The organism is Bradyrhizobium pachyrhizi (assembly GCF_001189245.1).
GTDB classification, from domain to species: Bacteria; Pseudomonadota; Alphaproteobacteria; order Rhizobiales; family Xanthobacteraceae; genus Bradyrhizobium; species Bradyrhizobium pachyrhizi.
Genome location: NZ_LFIQ01000087.1, coordinates 37,391 through 54,918 on the forward strand (window position 1 = coordinate 37,391; position 17,528 = coordinate 54,918).

Below are 17,528 nucleotides of genomic sequence, written 5' to 3' on the forward strand. Positions count from 1 at the left end.
CGTGTGCGACGCCGCGCTGCGCGGTTCCCGTTTCAGGACGTTGGACACCGCTCGCGAGACGCGCGGCCTGCGTCTGGTCTTTCGCTTGCCCTGGCCCGCCTCATAGGCGTACTCCGCGCTCTTGCGAGTGGTCGCCTTGGCCGCGCCTTTCTTGGGTGGTCGAAGCGCAACGCCCGCGCGCCTCGCCTTCGACAGGCCGATTGCAATGGCCTGTTTGGAAGATCGCGCTCCGTGCTTGCCACGGCGAACGTTGCGAATTTCCTCGTGCACGAACTCGCCCGCCTGGGTGGTCGTCGACTTTCCCGCGCGCCGGTCCTGTCTGGCCTTTTGCATCGTCTTTCGTTCCGGCATCATCGTTCTCCCGTTGCCGATTTCGGTTTCCGGGACATCAACGTCCGGCTCAAGGAAACGGTCCTTCAAGCATCGATGCGGCCACTGCCGCAGGAGCGCCTCTCGTCGATCCTAGGTTCCCGAGATCAAGGCTGCGCAGTGGCGAGCGATCGCTGCTTCCTCGTTTGTCGCCATGACGAGCACGTCCACCGAACTGTCCTCGCAAGCAATGTGCAGCTGTGCCGCGGTGTTGGCGGATGGATCGAGCTGGACACCCAGCCATCCGAGTCGGTCGCAGACCTGGGTGCGAACTTCGCTCGCGTGCTCGCCGATGCCGCCGGTGAACACCAGGCATTCCAATCCGCCCAGCGTGCCAGCCATCGCGGCGACCTGTTGCGCGATGCGGAACGCGAAGAGATCAACCGCTTCCTTCGCGGCGGGCTCCTGGCTTGCGAGCAGGACACGCATGTCGGAGGACACGCCCGAAACGCCGAGCAGGCCCGATTGGTGATAAAGCAGCTGCTCAAGGTCGTCGACCGACATGCCGTGCCGCTGCTGGAGGTAAAGCAGAACGCCCGGATCGATCGTGCCGCAACGGGTCCCCATGACCAGGCCGTCGAGAGGCGTCAGACCCATCGTGGTGTCGATGCTCCGGCCGTTGCGCATGGCGCAAAGGCTCGCGCCATTACCGAGATGCGCCACCACGGTGCGCTTCGCGGAAAACTCCGGCGAGATGTCGGCAAGGCGGCCTGCGACATATTCAAAGGAGAGGCCGTGAAAGCCGTAGCGCCGAATGCCGGCGCGTTCGAGATGTCTCGGGATCGCAAACCGATTGACGGGTGGCGCGATGCCATGATGGAACGACGTGTCGAAGCATGCGACCTGCATCAGTTCCGGCCGGATCGCGCTGATTGCCCGGATTGGCGTCAGGCAGCGAGGCTGATGCAGCGGCGCCAGCGGGGTGAGGGCGTCGAGGACGGCAAGCACCGTCCGATTGACCTCGACCGGTCGCGGAAATTCGCGGCCGCCGTGTACGACGCGATGTCCGACGGCACGCAACCGCTCGCCAAGATGATGTTCGATCCGTGCCAGGACATCGGCGAACAGCCGATCGGGCGACGCATCTGGTTCGGCTTGCTCCAACGCGAACGACGCGCGGCCGGCCGGATCGGTGAAGACCAATCGCGACGCGCCCTCGTGCTCGTCGATCTGTGCTTTGCAGAGCAGCGCAGGATCGGCATGCGAAGCATCGAAAACGCCGAACTTGATGCTCGACGAGCCGGAGTTGACGACCAGAACCGCATCGGACGTCGGCATGGCTCAACCGCCGGATTTGGCAGGGGTGGCGCCGGCAGTGCCGTTCGGCCAGACCCAGTCTCGAACCTCCGGCATGTCCTCGCCATGCTCGCGCACATATCGCGCATGCGCGATCAAGGCGTTCCGGTATCCTTGCTTGATCTGTGCGGCCCTGGTGGCGAGCCCCGGCACGCGCTCGATCACCTCGATCGCGAGATGATAGCGGTCGAGCCCATTGAGAACGACCATGTCGAAAGGTGTGGTCGTCGTACCTTCCTCTACAAAGCCGCGCACGTGCATGTTGTCGTGATTGGCCCGGCCATAGGTGAGCCGGTGGATCAGATATGGGTAGCCGTGGTAGGCGAATATGACGGGGCGATCGCGCGTGAACAGGCTGTCGAAGTCGCGATCGCTGAGGCCATGAGGGTGCTGTTGCCTCGGCTGCAGCGTCATCAGGTCGACGACGTTGACCACGCGGATATTGAGGTCGGGGAGGGCCTTGTGCAGCAGATCAACGGCGGCGAGCGTCTCCAGCGTCGGAACGTCACCCGCGCAAGCCATCACGACATCGGGCTCGCGTGTGGCATCCTCGGTTCCGGCCCACGTCCAGATGCCAATGCCGGCATCGCAATGGGTGGCGGCGTCCTGCATCGAAAGCCATTGCGCGGACGGTTGTTTGCCGGCGACGATGACATTGATCCGATCGTAGGTTCGCAGGCAGTGATCGGCGACCCATAGCAGCGTGTTGGCGTCGGGCGGGAAATAGACACGGACGATGTCGGCTTTCTTGTTGGTGACCAGATCGACAAAGCCAGGATCCTGGTGACTGAAGCCGTTGTGATCCTGGCGCCAGACATGCGACGTCAGCAGATAGTTGAGCGAAGCGATCGAACGCCGCCACGACAATTGGCGCGAGACCTTCAGCCATTTTGCGTGCTGGTTGAACATTGAATCCACGATGTGGACGAACGCTTCATAGCAGGAGAAGAAGCCATGACGTCCGGTCAATAGATAGCCCTCCAGCCAGCCCTGGCAGAGGTGCTCGCTGAGGACTTCCATGACGCGGCCGTCTTGAGCGAGATGGACATCATACGGCTCGGTCGGCTCCATCCAGACCCGGTCGGTGGCTTCGAACACGGCATCCAGCCGGTTCGAGGCGGTTTCATCAGGCCCCATGATGCGGAAATTGCCGGCATCCGCATTCAGCTTGAGGACATCGCGCAGGTATTTTCCGAGCTCGTGGGTCGCTGCGGCGACCGTCTGACCCGGATGCTTCACGTCGACGGCAAATGCGCGGCAATCCGGCAGCCGGAGCTCACGTTTCAAAAGGCCGCCATTGGCGTGCGGATTGGCGCCCATCCGGCGGTTCGCGGTCGGGGCGAGGGCCTGGAGCTCCGGGATCAGCGCACCATCCTTGTCGAACAGGTGCTCGGGATGGTAGCTGCGCATCCAGTCTTCAAGCAGCCTGAGATGCGCGGGGTTGTCGCGGACTTGCGCGATCGGTACCTGGTGCGCGCGCCAAAAGCCCTCGACTTTGAGCCCGTCGACCTCCTTCGGACCGGTCCAGCCCTTCGGACTGCGCAGCACGATCATCGGCCAGCGCGGCCGCTCCGATCGTTTGCCGCCTCGCGCCTCGGTTTGGATCTTGTGAATTGCCGCAAGCGCGTCATCGAGGGCGGCAGCCATGGCGCGATGCATCGGCATCGGATCGTCGCCCTCGACGAAAAGCGGCTCATGTCCGTAGCCGCGAAAGAGGCTGCGGATTTCCTCGTCGCCCATCCGCCCGAGCACCGTCGGATTGGCGATCTTGTAGCCGTTGAGATGCAGGATCGGCAGCACCGCTCCGTCACGCGCGGGATTCAGGAACTTGTTCGAGTGCCACGATGCAGCAAGCGGACCGGTTTCCGCCTCGCCGTCGCCGACGACGCAGGCCACGATCAGATCCGGATTGTCGAACGCCGCGCCATAGGCGTGGACCAGCGAATAGCCGAGCTCGCCACCTTCATGAATGGAGCCGGGCGTTTCCGGTGCCGCGTGGCTTGGGATACCGCCGGGGAAGGAAAACTGCCGGAACAGTTTGCGCAGACCGTCCGCGTCTCGGCCGATGTCGGGATAGATCTCGCTGTAGGTGCCTTCGAGATAAGTGTTCGCCACCATGCCCGGACCGCCATGTCCGGGACCGCAAATGTAGATGACGTTGAGATCAAGCGCGCGAATGACCCGGTTGAGATGGGCATAGACGAAATTCAGGCCCGGCGTGGTGCCCCAATGGCCGAGCAGGCGGGGCTTGATGTGTTCCTTGCGCAGCGGCTCGCCGAGCAGCGGATTGTCGAGAAGATAGATCTGGCCGACCGAAAGGTAATTGGCGGCGCGCCAGTAGCGGTCGAGCAGGTCGAGATTGCTGGCGGTCGTTCTTTGTTCGATCGTTGCCTTCATGGAGCCAACTCCTTCCCAAAACAATCACAACAGCTACAGGTTGATCCGTCCGGTGATGATCGTGCTCGACTGATGGCGAGGCCGGGCGGGACGTCGGGCAGCGATAGTGGCGGCGGTTCTTGGCTGATGCATTGCGTTCGCCGGCTCCAACCGCAGGCGCCGATCCTCGTTCCTTCCTTTGCCGCCTTGGAGCGGCGCATCCGCACAGCCTAGCGGTGACGGCGACTGATTTGTTCTTCGACATCGGCAAACAAGGCATCTCCGGGCGGGATCACCGATCTCTCATATGTAAATGCCGGAACCAGGCAGAGAGATGACAAGCGACAGCGAATGATGTTTCGACCGCGATTCGATATCCGCCATAGTCAGCCGAAGGTACAGTTGATGAATCTCATCGACCGCTACTTTTTCGCAGCAACGATGACCGTGACAATTGTACTCTGGCTGTACCTTGGGTTGCTGGTGGCCGGTAGCTGACGGCGTGTGCCTGAAAACGGGACCAGTCCCACCTCGGCGTCGAAATACCCCGCCCTCTGAAATAGGCCATAGTCGCTGTCCTGAAGGTGCGCGGAACGGCGCGCGTCGGGAAACCCAACCAGCGCGACAACGTTAACACCTCGATCATCCGCGCAACTGGCAGAGGTGCTGCTATGCGTACGATCTTGATCGTGGAAGACGAGTATTTCATTGCCGATGACTGTGCCGCGCTGGCACGACAGGCCGGCTATCACGTCGTCGGCCCGTTCGCTTCGATCGACGAAGCCCGCCCGCACGCTTCCGGAGCCTCTGGCGCGCTGATCGACATCAACGTCAATGGAACCTCGTCCTACAAGTTGATCGATGCCCTGCTTGCGATGGGAACACCGGTCACCCTGTACACCGGCTACGACGCCAGCACGCTGCCCGAGAAGTATGCGCATCTCCCGGTGGTGACCAAGCCGCGCGGGTGTGCGGAAGCTCTCGGGATGCTGTGCAAGCAGATGAACGTCGCCGGATAGCTGGCGAGCTGAACGCTGATCGATGGGCGCGCCGGGATGCGCAGCGGCGTTGGGTCCCGGCCCCCCGTGCGCAATGGCACCAAAGAGAATGAGAGCTCGCTGCTCTTTCCACACGTCGTCCCTGCGAAAGCAGGGACCCATAACCACAGGGCTGCGTTGTTGACACAGGCTGTGGCTCCAGCACAGCAAGCCAACTGACGTCGGCGGCTACGCAGGGACGACACCGCATGTTTTGCGCTGTGGTTCCCAACACAGCACTTTGTTGGCAACTTTCCTGGCCGAGGTTTGTTGTCTCCTCATCATCGGCCAAGGCTCTGCCGTAGGCGTCGGTGGCTGAGAGACCGATTGTGCTCCCGCCTGCATAACCAGGGAGCGCGCCCATGCCCAACGAGCGGCACATCTATCGCCTTTCCAATTCCCACGATCCGGATCTGGACGATGCCCGGCGGACGAGCCGGGTCGTCGGCCACGCACGCAAACTCCTCGCCGAAAGTCCCGCCAGCACGTTTCTGGGCCGTAAAACGCAGGAACCCTTTCCGCAAGAGGAAAGCCAGTACGGGAACCTGAAATCCTAACTTGCGTTGCTTTCGCAACCTTGCGGAGGCGGAACCATGCGGGATGGCAATTACGGGGACCAGCTCGCCAACTATCAGGCTATGGAGCCCGCATCGATGCGAGCGCCGAACGTGCGCTCGAACAATTTTCGAAGTCTCATGGACTGATATGTTTGTCGCACCGCTTGCTGGGTAAACCTGCCCCCGACTTATCCCATGACAGGGCGGACGCAGCGATCGAGTGGCATGTTTCGCCGATGATCGATCCCCTGTTCGCCCGCGCTCAGCTTGCCATCGAAGAAAGTCACACTTTGCGCGCACAAAAGAAATCGCTCGCCGATCAGCGAGACGATCAGCTTGCCGAGCTGCGGCAATCGGTGCGTAATTCCGCGAGCGCGCGCATGGAGATCAAAGCTCACCGCGACAACAGCACGTAGGGCTCTCGCTGGTGGGGCCGGGCACGGGCAATGTCCCGATCGGTCGGTAGGCCGACCAAAGCGGGATGAGATTAGGTTGAATCGTCATCGCGCCTTAGCTCCTTGTTTGAGCATGATCTTTTCGGAAAACCGCTTCGCACTTTTCCGGATCATGCTTTAGCGGGCTTTGATGAAGCGTTCGAGAAGCGCAGAGAATTCGTAGCTCAGCGCCAATCGTCGCCAGGATCGCGCCAACAATTCGTAATCCTTGCGCGTCGTTTCGACGCTGGATGTCGAGGCCTTGCGGTCGGCTTCGTCGGCCAGTTGCCGGCATTCCGCGATCCGATCTGTTGAATCGTGCAGTGTCGCTGTCCTTCCTGAAAACGATGGGAGGATGCGTCACGCCGCCGGTTCGCCGGAGATCGTTAGCCGAGACAATCAGACAATATGAGCGTCACCAGGCCTCAAGGTCCTGAGTTGCGCGACGACGAGGCGCAACTCGTCTGCCAATTGGGCGTTACGGATGCGGGTTTCCGTGACGGTCGAGAGGTCGGCGATCAGCGCGCGTTCTGCGGCCGTCTGCTCCAGCAGCTCGATACGTCTTTCGATCTCGGTCATTACGCACCCCCGTCCGATATCGTCACTGCAGTATCGTGAGGCTCTCTGCAGATCTCCGCACTAACATTTGCAAATGCTCGAGCGGATATTCGCGCCCGGAGGCGTCGTGAGACGGGTGGTCAAGCCTGCGGATCAATCTGGTTCATGGGATCGCCGTGCAGGATCATGCCGGCGAGCCCGTGCGCCATGGCGCGATGATCGAACGGTTTCTCCCACAGCGGGACGTCCGCGAACTCGGTGCTCAGCGCGATCTTGTCGTATCCCGAGGTGAACACGATCGGCACGCCGCGCGCCTGCAGCTCGCGCGCAACCGGATAAATCATCTGCTTGCGGATGTTTACGTCGAGCACCGCACCATCGATCACGCCGCCATCGTGAAGGATACGAAGCGCATCGTCGATGTCGCCGGCCGGCCCGGCGATATCGGCACCGAGCGCGCGCAGCGCGCTGCGCATGTCGTCGGCAAGGAAATATTCGTCTTCGACGATCAGGACGCGCCGTCCGGTCAGGAGTGAGCGTTCGCGCAAAGGTGCAAATTCAGACATGTCGATTCCGGCCGTACCCGGCGTGATATCGTCGCAAAATTGGAACATAGGACGAATGCTCGTCTTGTTGCAAATAATGTCGGAAAAGGCAGGTTCCATGTCCAATCGCGACATCATCGTCATCGGCGGTTCGGCTGGGGCGACGGCACCGTTGAAGCAGATTTTGGGCCGACTGCCGACGGACCTGCCGGCCGCGGTCTTCGTCGTATTGCACATACCGTCCCACGGCATCGGCATTCTCTCCACGGTCGCGAGCGCCGCCGGCAAGCTGCCGGTCCGGCAGGCGGAAAGCGGCATGGTCATCGAAAATGGTCACGTCTATCTGGCGGCGCCGGACCACCATCTGCTGATCCAGGACGGCCACCTGATGCTCGGCCGCGGGCCACGCGAAAATCTGGTCCGGCCGGCGATCGACGCGCTGTTTCGCTCGGCCGCACTGCACTACGGACCGCGGGTGATCGGCGTCGTGCTTAGCGGCCTGCTGTCCGACGGCGCGGCGGGCCTGAACGCGATCAAGCGCTGCGGTGGAGTTGCGCTGGTTCAGGAGCCCCGGGACGCGATGTCCGACGAAATGCCGCTCAGGGCCTTGGAGGCGACCACGGTCGATCTCTGTATCCCGGGTGCACGGCTTGGCGATGTGCTGTCCGAACTGGCCCGGGAACGGGCCGGCGCGGTGCTGCCGATCCCGCCCGAGATCGTGCTGGAGGTGAAGATCGCGGCGGGCGAGCGCGTCGGCAGCGATACGCTGGTCGAAATTGCCGATCCCGCGCCCCTGACCTGTCCAGGGTGCGGCGGCGTCCTTTCCGAGCTCAAGGTGGGGCACCCGCTGCGATTTCGCTGTCAGGTCGGTCACGCCTATACGGCCGACGCGCTCGCCAAGGAGCAGGAAGGCCGGGTCGACGAGGCGCTCCGGGTCGCGCTCCGCATCATCGAGGAGCGCGCCGAACTGGTGCACCGCATGGCCGATGACGGCCGCCAGAGCGGTCGCCCGGCGATCGCGCAAATGTATGACGCGCGCGCCGCTGAATACCGCGAATACGCCGATATGATCCGGCGAGTCATGCTACAATCACTCGATCCGAAACGACCGGCGCGGAAGGAACCGTGATGGCCAGCGCTGAGCATGCGAACTGGGCCGAACAGTTGCGGTCCGAGCGCGAGCTGCTGGTCAAGGCGGACATCGACATCGAGGAGGGCTGGCGGCGGCTGCGCAGCCAGCAGGATCTGCTGGATTGGCTGCAACGGGCCGGTCACGACACTGTGCAAGCCGAGCGGCTGGTCGGCTTGCTCAAGCAGACCTTAATCGAGTGGGAGCGGCATCGAACCTTGATCGTGCAGCGGGTCGCATATCTCGAGGAGCGGGTGACACGGCACTAGCGCCTGGGAGGAGGATCGGGCACGCGCCTCGCTGCCCTGAACTCCGCTCCAAGTTCGAACATGTGGTCAAACTGCTGGAGGACGCGCCGGCGCCAGAGGTCATTCTCGTCGATGAGGCGATGGGCTTCTGCGGTCGCCCGTTCCGCGCGCCTGATCAGGGCCGCGAGCTCTCCGGATCCATCTATGGTCGGGTCGGCTGCCATCACCTAACTATGACCCTTCCGGTTTTGGAGAGCAATCGATCCCGGATTCGAGGTTCCCGGGAGGTTGGAGAATTCCTACCTATCCCGTTGGGATAGGACTAAACTCTGCTATCAAAAGACGCGGGCGAGACGCCAGCAGGAGAATGAGAGCCGCTGCAATCATGGATGATGTTGGCCAACCCCAGAGCGGAGACGAAGAGCGCCAGTCCAAGGCGCCGCTGATCATCGGTGTGGGCGCGTCCGCCGGCACCCTCGACAGCATCGAGCGGTTCTTCTCGAAACTGAGGCTCAATCCGGATCAGGCCGTCGTGCTTGTGTTGCAGTACCGGGATGCCATAGAGGACACCCGGTTGCGCGAGGCGTTGCAGCGATCGGAAGGCGCCCGACTGTCCGAGATCAGCGACGGACAGCTCGTCGAGGGCGGCGTGATCCATCTGTGTCCGTCCGACATGATCACCACCGTTCATGGCGACCGTTTCGCCGTGCGGCGCGCCGAGCAGGCGCGCGCCGAGCGGGCCACCATCGACAGCTTCCTGGTGTCGCTGGCGGAGGAGCGCGCCGAGGAATCGATCGGCGTGGTGCTGGCCGGCACCGGTGGCGACGGCACGCTCGGGGTCGCGACCCTGAAGGATCATGGCGGCCTGGCGATCGCCGAGCGCATCGGGGAGGGCGAATCCAACCCGCATGAGGAAGGCAATTCGGCCGCCGCGATCGCGGATTTTGTCCTGCCGCCCGAGGCCATTCCCGAGCATATCGACGTCTATGCCCGCCACCTGCGCCGGCTCGAGGAAAAACAGGGGTTCGACGAGGTGCTGGCCGCGGCAGCAACCTCGCTTGCGCGCATTGCGGATATCCTCCGCAACAAGACCGGCAACGATTTCCACGGCTACAAGCAGAATACCTTCCTGCGTCGCGTCCAGCGCCGCATGCAGGTGGTGCAGATCGACGACATCTCCGCCTATGTCGATTTCCTGAGAAACGACAAGGACGAGGCGCAACATCTGTTCAACGACCTCCTGATCGGCGTCACGGAATTTTTCCGCGACAAGAAGGAGTTCGATGTCCTGGAAACCCAGATCATCCCGAAGATGTTCGAAGGAAAGGGCGCCGGCCAGCAGGTGCGTGTCTGGGTGCTTGGCTGCGCGACCGGCGAAGAGGCCTATTCGATCGGCATCCTGCTGCGCGAGCATATGGCCGGTCTCGACTCGGTGCCGCAGGTGCAGATCTTCGCGACCGACATCGACGGGCGCGCGCTCGCCGCCGCGCGCGTCGGGCGCTATCGCACCAGCATCGAGAACGATATGACGCCCGATCGGCTGGCGCGCTGGTTCGTGCGCGAAGGCGACACCTACTGCGTCGTCAAGGAGCTGCGCGAGATGTGCATCTTCTCGCAGCACAATGTCATCAAGGACGCGCCGTTCTCCAAGCTCGATCTGGTCTCGTGCCGCAATCTGCTGATCTACCTCAATGGCGAGCTGCAGAACCGCGTCATCCCGCTGTTCCACTTCGCGCTGTTGCCGGACCGGTTCCTGTTTCTCGGCAATTCCGAGAACGTCACACGACATCCGAAGCTGTTCGCGCCGGTCGACCGGCGCGCGCGCATCTTCAAGAGGCTCGAGACCGGAACGCGGCTGCCGCCGGAGTTTCCGATCACGACGGCGACCGGGCGGGCCGCGATCGACGTGCCGCCGGTGCGCGCCGTTGGTCACGATGTCGGCCTCGAGCGGCGCGCCCAACGCATCGCAGAGCGCTATGCGCCGGCCTATGTGATCACCGACGACCACTTTCATATCCTGCATTTCTCCGGCCGCACCGGCCGCTATATCGAGCCGACCGCAGGCACGGCGACGCTCGATCTGCTGCAACTCGTGCATCGAGATCTCAGGCTGGAGCTGCGCACGGCGCTCAGCCGTGCCGCGGAAATCAATGAGGCCGCCCATGCCGAGCAGGTGCAACTCGGCGTCAACGGGCATCGCGTGCTGGTCGATATCACGGTCGAGCCGATCCAGGACGGCCCTGCCGGTCATCGCAACTTCGTCGTCCTGTTCAAGGATGGCCCGATCCGGCAGGCGGAGCACGCCGAAACCAATCCCAACATTCTGGTCAGGACCGAGCATGTCGAGCGGCTGGAAAGCGAGCTGCGCGCCACCCGCGAGCGGCTGCAAGCTACGATCGAGGAGCTCGAGAGTACGAACGAGGAATTGAAATCCTCCAACGAGGAATATCAATCGCTCAATGAGGAACTGCAATCCGCCAACGAGGAACTGGAGACCTCGCGGGAGGAATTGCAGTCGGTCAATGAGGAGCTGACCACCGTCAACGGCGAGCTGGCGCACCGCGTGCAGGAGTTGACCCGCGCCACCAGCGACCTGAAGAACTTCCTCGAGAGCACCCAGATCGCCACCGTGTTCCTGGACAACGATCTGAAGGTGATGAACTTCACGCCGGCGATCACGCAATTGCTGCATCTGGTCGAGACCGATGTCGGCCGCCCGATCGCGCATATCAAGGCGCGTATCCCGATCGAGGAGCTCTACGACGATGTTCGGCGCGTGCTGCGGACGCTGGCGAGCGCCGAGCGCGAGCTGACCGCGCCCGACAGCGGCACGCGCTATATCGTGCGCATCCTGCCGTATCGCAGCATCGACAATTTCATCGCCGGCGTCGTGATCACCTTCATCGACGTCACCGCGATCACGCGGGCGGAGGAACGGCAGCGGCTGCTGCTCGCCGAGCTGCAGCATCGCGTCCGCAACACGCTCGGCGTGGTCCGCTCGATCGCGCGCCGCTCGGCCGAGACCAGCGCGAGCGTCGAGGACTATGCGTCGCATCTGGATGGACGCCTCAACGCCTTTGCGCGGACCCAGTCGCTGGTGACCCGCGATCCGGAGGGCGGCGTCGACCTTGAATATCTCGTGGTCGAGGAATTGCTTGCGTACAACGCGAAGGAAGACGAGCAACTGAAGGTCAAAGGTCCCAGGATCCGCCTGCAGCCCAAGGCCGCGGAGACCTTCGCGCTGGCGATCCACGAGCTCGCAACCAACGCCTTGAAATATGGCGCGCTGGGCCAGACCGCCGGGCGCATCGACGTCTCGTGGCGCATCGATGATGCGGCCGAGCCGCGACAACTGGTGTTCGACTGGCACGAACGCAGCGGACCCGCGGTCACGCCGCCGCGCCGCAGGGGATTTGGGTCTGATCTCCTGGAGCGAACGCTGGCGTTCGAGTTCAAGGGCAAGACCACGCTCGAGTTCAATCCGTCGGGACTCCGCTGCACGATCGCGATACCAATGAGCCCGCAAGCCATCCATACGCCGAGCATGGGGAGCTAGATGCATCCCCCGATCCTCGAGGGAAATCTGGCGCAGCCGGTAATCCGGCGGCTCAACGCCATGCGGCAATTGTCCGAACGCGGGATCGCGTTGCTGCAGCAGGCGATCCAGGAGGGGCTACATCGCGCCCGCCCGGGCGAAGACCTCGCCACCGAAGGCGATCCGGTCGACAGCGTCAGGATCATCCTGTCGGGCTGGCTCTGCCGCTACAAGACGCTGGCGGACGGCCGCCGTCAGATCGTCAATTTCGTCCTGCCGGGCGACAGCTGCGACGCCTGCGTCTATCTGCTGTCGGTGATGGATCATTCGATCGGCGCACTGACCCCGGTCACCTATGCCGACATCAAGCGTCCGGCGTTCGAGCAGCTGCTTGCGAGCGACCGTACGCTGGAGGAGGCGCTGTGGTGCGAAACCATGGTAAGCAGCGCGATCCAGCGGGAATGGACGGTCAATATCGGGCGGCGAGTGGCGCTGGAGCGTGTCGCGCATCTGTTGTGCGAACTCTACGAGCGCCTGCTGCCGATCGGAATGATCGACGGCGATTCCTGCCTGTTCCCGGTCACGCAGATGGATCTCGCCGATGCCACCGGCCTGTCGGTGGTCCATGTCAACAGGACGCTGCAGGAGCTGCGCGGCTCCGGCCTGATCGTGCTGCGCGACCGCATGCTGACGATCAACGACCTGAAGCTGCTCAAGGACACGGCGCTGTTTTCGGCCGACTATCTGCACACCAAGCGGCACGGCTGAGACGCGGCAAGCCGGCTCTATGCTGCTCCCCCTGAAATCGCGACGGATGCGGGTGCGGCGGGCGCATGAGGCGCCGCAGGCATTCGCCGACGCGATCCTTGAAATGTCGCAGCGGGACTGACGCGGGCGCGCGTCATTTTGCAGAGCGCACTGACGATCTGAACATGACAGTGATTTGTCACGACGAAGACAGCGCGACGGTCGGCCGCGCAAGATTTGGATACGACTGTTAACATACTTGAACTCCTCTCGCGCGGTCTCGCGCTACGATGCGGTTCAATCCACGAGGGCAGGGAGGCAATCATGCTCGATGGAGAGACGGCGGCAGTGCTTCGCGCGGTGCTCGACGAGGTCTGCGGAGGCGTGCCGCGCTCGGATACGACGAAGCGGACCAACGTCGCTTCCGGATTGCTGCAGGCCATTCGCGAGGGACGCTCGTCAATCGATGAGCTGCGCATCGCAGGCCAGGCCGCGTTGCGCACCGCCCCGAGCATGTGGCGCTAAGCAGTCTGATCGGGCAATCGCAGCGGCACGATTGTGCGTCGCACATTTGCAGACGTTAGTGCCGGAACCGACTGCGACGCGCATGCTCTCGCGAGCTGACGCGCCGACCGGCCGTCAGCGCAACCAGGAGAACCCCGCTACGACCCCAGCTCTTCACCTCTGAGCTGGGGTCACTTGTGTCGAACAGGTGGGAGCGGAGCCACAGCGGTCGAGCGGAGCGCGTCGATGGCTCCTCGATCTGGTCCGCCGGTCACGTCCAGCCGCCATGATGGTGAAGGAACGTTCAGGAAAGTTCCGATCCTGTTCCTGCAACATGCGCGGACGACGGTTGTTATCACGGCGTACTAGAAAGGAGGATGCCATGACGAAGCTTACTTACGCTCTTGCCGCGGTTGCGGCACTCTCGATAGCGGCACCGACCGTTGCGAGCGCGCAGGGTGTGGGCATCTATGTCGGCCGCGACCACGGCTACTACGGGGATCGATATTATGGTGGCCCGCGCGTCGACGTATACCGGCATGACCGGGGCTGGCACCACGGCTGGTACAACCATCATCGCGACTACTACCGCGACCGCGGCTTCGTGATCCGTGGTCATGACTGGGACGACGACTAACGGTGCTGGTCGCGCGTCGCGATAAGCAGATCGCGACGACCAATGAGGGCCTCGCTTCGGCGGGGCCCTTTTTATTGGCTTACTGCATCGCGTTATTGGCTTGCTGCATCGCGCCCGTTCGTCCCCGTAGGAACCTTGGCTTCTCCACCAGATTGTCAGGACGAGATGGACGGAGGAGGTTTGCATGAACCAGTTGATTTATCTGGTCGGACTGATTGTGGTCATTTTGGCGATATTGTCGTTCTTCGGGCTGCGGTAGGCGCGTCATGGATAACGAGCGAGGGCTTGCTGTGTCCGCCGCCAACAGGACCGGGCTTCGGCTGCAATGGAGCCCGGTCATTGCCGGCGCGTTGGCAGCGGCGGCGCTGTCGGTGATCCTGATCGGCTTCGGCGCGGCGGTCGGATTGGGTGTCAGTTCAAGCTCGCCGTCATGGCGCGATGCATCGGCTGCGCTCGCGTTGCTGTCGGGGCTGTATTTGATCCTGCAGGCGCTGGTGAGCTTCGGCGTCGGCGGCTACATCGCCGGTCGGGCGCAGCGCGTGATCGGCGCGACGCCATCCGACGAGATCGACAGCCGCGACGGGCTTCACGGCCTGACCGCTTGGGCGCTCGCCGTCATCCTCGGTGCGACAATCGTCGCGCTGGTTGGGCTGTCGACCGCGCGCCCGGTGGTCCAGAACCGGCCATCTGCGACGGCCGCGGAGCCGTTGCTGAGCGCCGAGCTCGACCGCCTGTACCGGTCGCAGCGGCGTCCGGCCAATATCGATATCGGCTATGAGCGGGCGGAGGCGGGCCGCATCCTGCTGACGAGCTCCGGCCGCAGCGGCGTCAGCGCCGACGATCGCAGCTATCTGATCCAGCAGGTCGCGGCCGCGACTGGTCTGTCTGCGGCTGACGCGGAGAAGCGCGTCGACAGCGTGATGGGCGATGCCAGGACCGCCATCCAGCGGTCGCGGCGCAGCGCGGTGATTCTGGCGTTCTCGGTTGCGGCGGCGCTGCTGTTCGGTGCGGTCGCCGCGTGGGCCGCGGCCGGCGCGGGCGGCCGTCACCGCGACGGCGCCGCGCTGCCGGAGTGGATGGGCGGCAGGCCGACGACGGCCGTGCCGATTGTCTGATGCAGTTGTGAATGTCCTTCAAGGGAGACGATGATGGCAACGATCTTGGTGATGGATCACTCCGGCGACACGAGACAGCAGTTCGATCCCGACAACAGTGAGCAGCTGGCCTGGGCGAATGCGCGCTTCACCCAGCTCACGTCGGATGGCTACACCGCGGCAATCCGGCAAGCGACCGGAGAGGCGAAGTTGGTCCGCGCGCTCGATCCGACCGCCGAGGAAACCCTGTTCTATCCGAGGCTGGTCGGCGGCTGACGCCATGCTCGCCCGTCTGCGCGAGATGTCCCTGCGATCCGTGCTCCGGCGCGCTGCCGGCACGCTGGGTGCGACGCTGGCCGCGATCTGGGATCGCTGGAAGGCGTATGAACGAATCGAGGCGCGCGGACTTGCGCTGCTGTCCGCGTGGCTGTCACCCGAGCAGCGGGCGCAGTTCGAAAAGTATAAGCGCTTCGACGTCATCGGCTCGGAGTCCGGCAAGCGATACCGGATTTGCTACGGCACCTCGACCAACGTCTATGAGATGGACGGCGGCGGCCGCATCGTGCTGGGCTGGTGCTTCCGGCCCGTCGGCTCGCTGGCGGCGGGCGACGTGATGCTTGCCCAGAAGATCGCGCTCGAAACCGACGAACGCGCGACGCTCTTGGTCGCGAAGCCATTCCCGAGCTCCATGCCGCCGCGCGCAAATCTCCCTCCGGTCAGTTAGCGCTCGGCCCGCGCTATCCCGCAGGGCGCGAACTGTCGCGCGTTGCCGGGGGAGGAACGTCGATCTTCCTGCCGGGTTGTCGGGTGCCAACTTGCTACGGACCTCGTCATGCGCGTCAACACCTGGCCGTCTTCGCTGAGCCTGATCTTCCGCTCCTACCTTGCGGATTTGCGGCAATGGCTGGGGCGCCTGGTGACCGGCTACGCACTTGCATGCAGCTTCATGCTGGCAGGTGCGGTCTCGCTTCTGATCGCGATCGGGATCGGGGTTGGCGCGGCTTTCCACGCCCTTGAAGTGCACTACGGCATCTGGATCGCATATGCCGCGATCGGGGGCGTCTTTGTCCTCCTCGGGATCGTGGGGTTGATCATGGGCCGCGTGCTGCTCGCGCGTCCTGCGCCGGCCGCGCCGCGCCCGGGCCGACAGGCCGACATGCTCAAGCGCGCGATCGCAGTGCCCGTCGCCGCGCGGCTGATCGCCACCACTCGGACGGGAGCAGGGGCGAGCGTAGATCCCACCACCCGTGCGCTGGCCGCCGGGGCTGCAATCATGCTTGTCGGCTGGTTTGCTGCATCGCGCACCCGGCGTCAGCGCGACGCGATCCAGGACTAGCGATGGCGCCGCGCAATTGGACGAACGACCTGATGCTCGCCGGTGCAACGGCTCTGGCGACCCTGGCGATCTCTCGCCAGCTGTCCCGATCGGAGCGGCGGTCCGCTCGGGAGCAGGCCGTCGAACCCGCGCTGGCCGAAACCCGGGATCGTGGACGGCTCGCTGACACGCCGCTCGAGATTCCGGCTGCCGGCTGGAAGGACATTCTGCTGCGCACCTATCAGCAGATCGACGAGGACCGCCTGCTGGCCACCGCGGCCGGCGTCGTGTTCTACGGCCTGCTCGCGATCTTCCCGGCGATCACCGCGCTGGTCTCGAGCTATGGCCTGTTCGCCGATCCGTCCACGATCTCATCGAACCTGCAGAGCCTGGCGCTGATGCTGCCGGAAGGCTCGTTTGCGATCGTCCAGGACCAGATCGCCCGCGTGCTCGCGAAGGGGACCTCGACGCTCGGCCTGACCTTTGCCGCCGGCCTACTGATCGCGATCTGGAGCGCCAATGCCGGCATGAAGGCGATCTTCGATGCGCTCAACGTCGTCTATGACGAGAAGGAAAAGCGCAGCTTCGTCAAACTCAATTTGATGTCCCTCTCGTTCACGATCGCCGGACTGATTTCCATCATGTTGATGGTCGGAGCGGTGGTCGTCGTCCCGCTTCTGCTGCAGCAGGTCGGATTGGGCACGACGGCGGAACTCGTCATCCGGTTCGGACGGTGGCCGATCCTGGTGCTCCTGCTCCTCACCGCGCTCGCGGTGCTGTACCGCTACGGCCCGAGCCGAACCAGGCCGCGCTGGCAGTGGCTCAGCGTCGGCGCCGTTGCAGCGGCCGTGCTGTGGCTGGCCGGTTCGGTGCTGCTCTCCTGGTACCTGGCGAACTTCGGCGATTACAACGCGACCTATGGCTCGCTGGGGGCGGCCATCGGTCTGATGACGTGGATGTGGATGTCCGCCATCATCGTGCTGTGCGGGGCAGAGCTGAATTCAGAGATCGAGCATCAGACCATGCTCGATTCGACCGAGGGCCACCGCAAGCCGCTCGGAGCGCGTGGCGCAACCATGGCCGACACGGTCGGCAGGGCGTCCTAGCCGGCGCAGATCCCGCAGCAGCGCATCCGGCAATGAGCATA

General features: G+C 63.7%; 19 protein-coding genes. 14 read left to right on the forward strand and 5 right to left on the reverse strand.

All coding sequences use genetic code 11. The features are described from left to right. The 3 genes from AKL29_RS20180 to AKL29_RS20190 all read right to left on the reverse strand — a co-directional run. Positions 1–420: DUF6496 domain-containing protein (locus AKL29_RS20180; RefSeq protein WP_244482218.1), on the reverse strand; the 420-nt coding region annotated here is incomplete at its 3' end. 42 nt (positions 421–462) lie between these two features. Continuing rightward, positions 463–1,647: an acetate/propionate family kinase gene (locus tag AKL29_RS20185; RefSeq protein ID WP_050385349.1), complete on the reverse strand. Its 1,185-nt coding sequence runs from the start codon at positions 1,645–1,647 to the stop codon at positions 463–465. 3 nt (positions 1,648–1,650) lie between these two features. Beyond that, complete coding sequence (locus AKL29_RS20190; protein ID WP_050385350.1) at positions 1,651–4,062, reverse strand: phosphoketolase family protein; 2,412 nt, start codon at positions 4,060–4,062, stop codon at positions 1,651–1,653. A 650-nt stretch (positions 4,063–4,712) separates the two neighbouring features. On the opposite strand from AKL29_RS20190, the gene AKL29_RS20195 reads away from it, so the two are divergent. From AKL29_RS20195 to AKL29_RS20205, 3 genes are all read left to right on the forward strand, one after another. Beyond that, positions 4,713–5,060 (forward strand): response regulator, encoded by a 348-nt coding sequence (locus tag AKL29_RS20195; protein WP_028331969.1) that lies wholly within the window; start codon positions 4,713–4,715, stop codon positions 5,058–5,060. Between the two features lie 380 nt (positions 5,061–5,440). Then, positions 5,441–5,635, forward strand: coding sequence for a hypothetical protein (locus tag AKL29_RS20200; protein ID WP_028331970.1), 195 nt, complete (start codon positions 5,441–5,443; stop codon positions 5,633–5,635). A 236-nt stretch (positions 5,636–5,871) separates the two neighbouring features. Next, positions 5,872–6,051, forward strand: coding sequence for a hypothetical protein (locus AKL29_RS20205; RefSeq protein ID WP_028331971.1), 180 nt, complete (start codon positions 5,872–5,874; stop codon positions 6,049–6,051). A 417-nt stretch (positions 6,052–6,468) separates the two neighbouring features. On the opposite strand, the gene AKL29_RS20210 is transcribed toward AKL29_RS20205, so the two are convergent. Then, the gene (locus AKL29_RS20210; protein ID WP_244482219.1) at positions 6,469–6,648 is read right to left on the reverse strand and encodes a hypothetical protein; all 180 of its coding nucleotides are present in this window, start codon (positions 6,646–6,648) and stop codon (positions 6,469–6,471) included. Between the two features lie 119 nt (positions 6,649–6,767). Further along, entirely contained in the window at positions 6,768–7,193 is a 426-nt protein-coding gene (locus tag AKL29_RS20215; RefSeq protein ID WP_050385369.1) for a response regulator, read from the reverse strand. A gap of 97 nt (positions 7,194–7,290) precedes the next feature. Between AKL29_RS20215 and AKL29_RS20220 the strand changes: the two genes are divergently transcribed. The 11 genes from AKL29_RS20220 to AKL29_RS20275 all read left to right on the forward strand — a co-directional run bounded on the left by AKL29_RS20220 (position 7,291) and on the right by AKL29_RS20275 (position 17,487). Next, positions 7,291–8,301 carry a chemotaxis protein CheB gene (locus AKL29_RS20220; RefSeq protein WP_050385370.1) on the forward strand — a complete coding sequence of 337 codons (1,011 nt, stop codon included), beginning with the start codon at positions 7,291–7,293 and terminating at the stop codon, positions 8,299–8,301. Then, complete coding sequence (locus tag AKL29_RS20225) at positions 8,301–8,570, forward strand: hypothetical protein (protein WP_028331974.1); 270 nt, start codon at positions 8,301–8,303, stop codon at positions 8,568–8,570. The genes AKL29_RS20220 and AKL29_RS20225 overlap by 1 nt, the downstream gene beginning before the upstream one ends. Positions 8,571–8,934: 364 nt before the next feature. Further along, on the forward strand, positions 8,935–12,105 hold the full coding sequence (locus AKL29_RS20235; RefSeq protein ID WP_050385351.1) for a CheR family methyltransferase: 3,171 nt from the start codon (positions 8,935–8,937) through the stop codon (positions 12,103–12,105). Further along, positions 12,106–12,852 (forward strand): Crp/Fnr family transcriptional regulator, encoded by a 747-nt coding sequence (locus tag AKL29_RS20240; RefSeq protein ID WP_050385352.1) that lies wholly within the window; start codon positions 12,106–12,108, stop codon positions 12,850–12,852. It begins immediately after the preceding gene. Between the two features lie 303 nt (positions 12,853–13,155). After that, positions 13,156–13,356 (forward strand): hypothetical protein, encoded by a 201-nt coding sequence (locus AKL29_RS20245; RefSeq protein WP_028331978.1) that lies wholly within the window; start codon positions 13,156–13,158, stop codon positions 13,354–13,356. Between the two features lie 361 nt (positions 13,357–13,717). Further along, on the forward strand, positions 13,718–13,972 hold the full coding sequence (locus tag AKL29_RS20250) for a hypothetical protein (protein ID WP_028331979.1): 255 nt from the start codon (positions 13,718–13,720) through the stop codon (positions 13,970–13,972). A gap of 266 nt (positions 13,973–14,238) precedes the next feature. Beyond that, on the forward strand, positions 14,239–15,087 hold the full coding sequence (locus AKL29_RS20255) for a hypothetical protein (RefSeq protein ID WP_050385353.1): 849 nt from the start codon (positions 14,239–14,241) through the stop codon (positions 15,085–15,087). A gap of 33 nt (positions 15,088–15,120) precedes the next feature. Then, positions 15,121–15,342: a hypothetical protein gene (locus AKL29_RS20260; protein WP_050385371.1), complete on the forward strand. Its 222-nt coding sequence runs from the start codon at positions 15,121–15,123 to the stop codon at positions 15,340–15,342. A gap of 25 nt (positions 15,343–15,367) precedes the next feature. Continuing rightward, positions 15,368–15,790 (forward strand): hypothetical protein, encoded by a 423-nt coding sequence (locus AKL29_RS20265; protein ID WP_050385372.1) that lies wholly within the window; start codon positions 15,368–15,370, stop codon positions 15,788–15,790. Between the two features lie 108 nt (positions 15,791–15,898). Next, on the forward strand, positions 15,899–16,402 hold the full coding sequence (locus AKL29_RS20270) for a hypothetical protein (protein WP_050385354.1): 504 nt from the start codon (positions 15,899–15,901) through the stop codon (positions 16,400–16,402). 2 nt (positions 16,403–16,404) lie between these two features. Continuing rightward, positions 16,405–17,487 (forward strand): YihY/virulence factor BrkB family protein, encoded by a 1,083-nt coding sequence (locus AKL29_RS20275; protein WP_050385355.1) that lies wholly within the window; start codon positions 16,405–16,407, stop codon positions 17,485–17,487. Positions 17,488–17,528 lie beyond the last annotated feature (41 nt).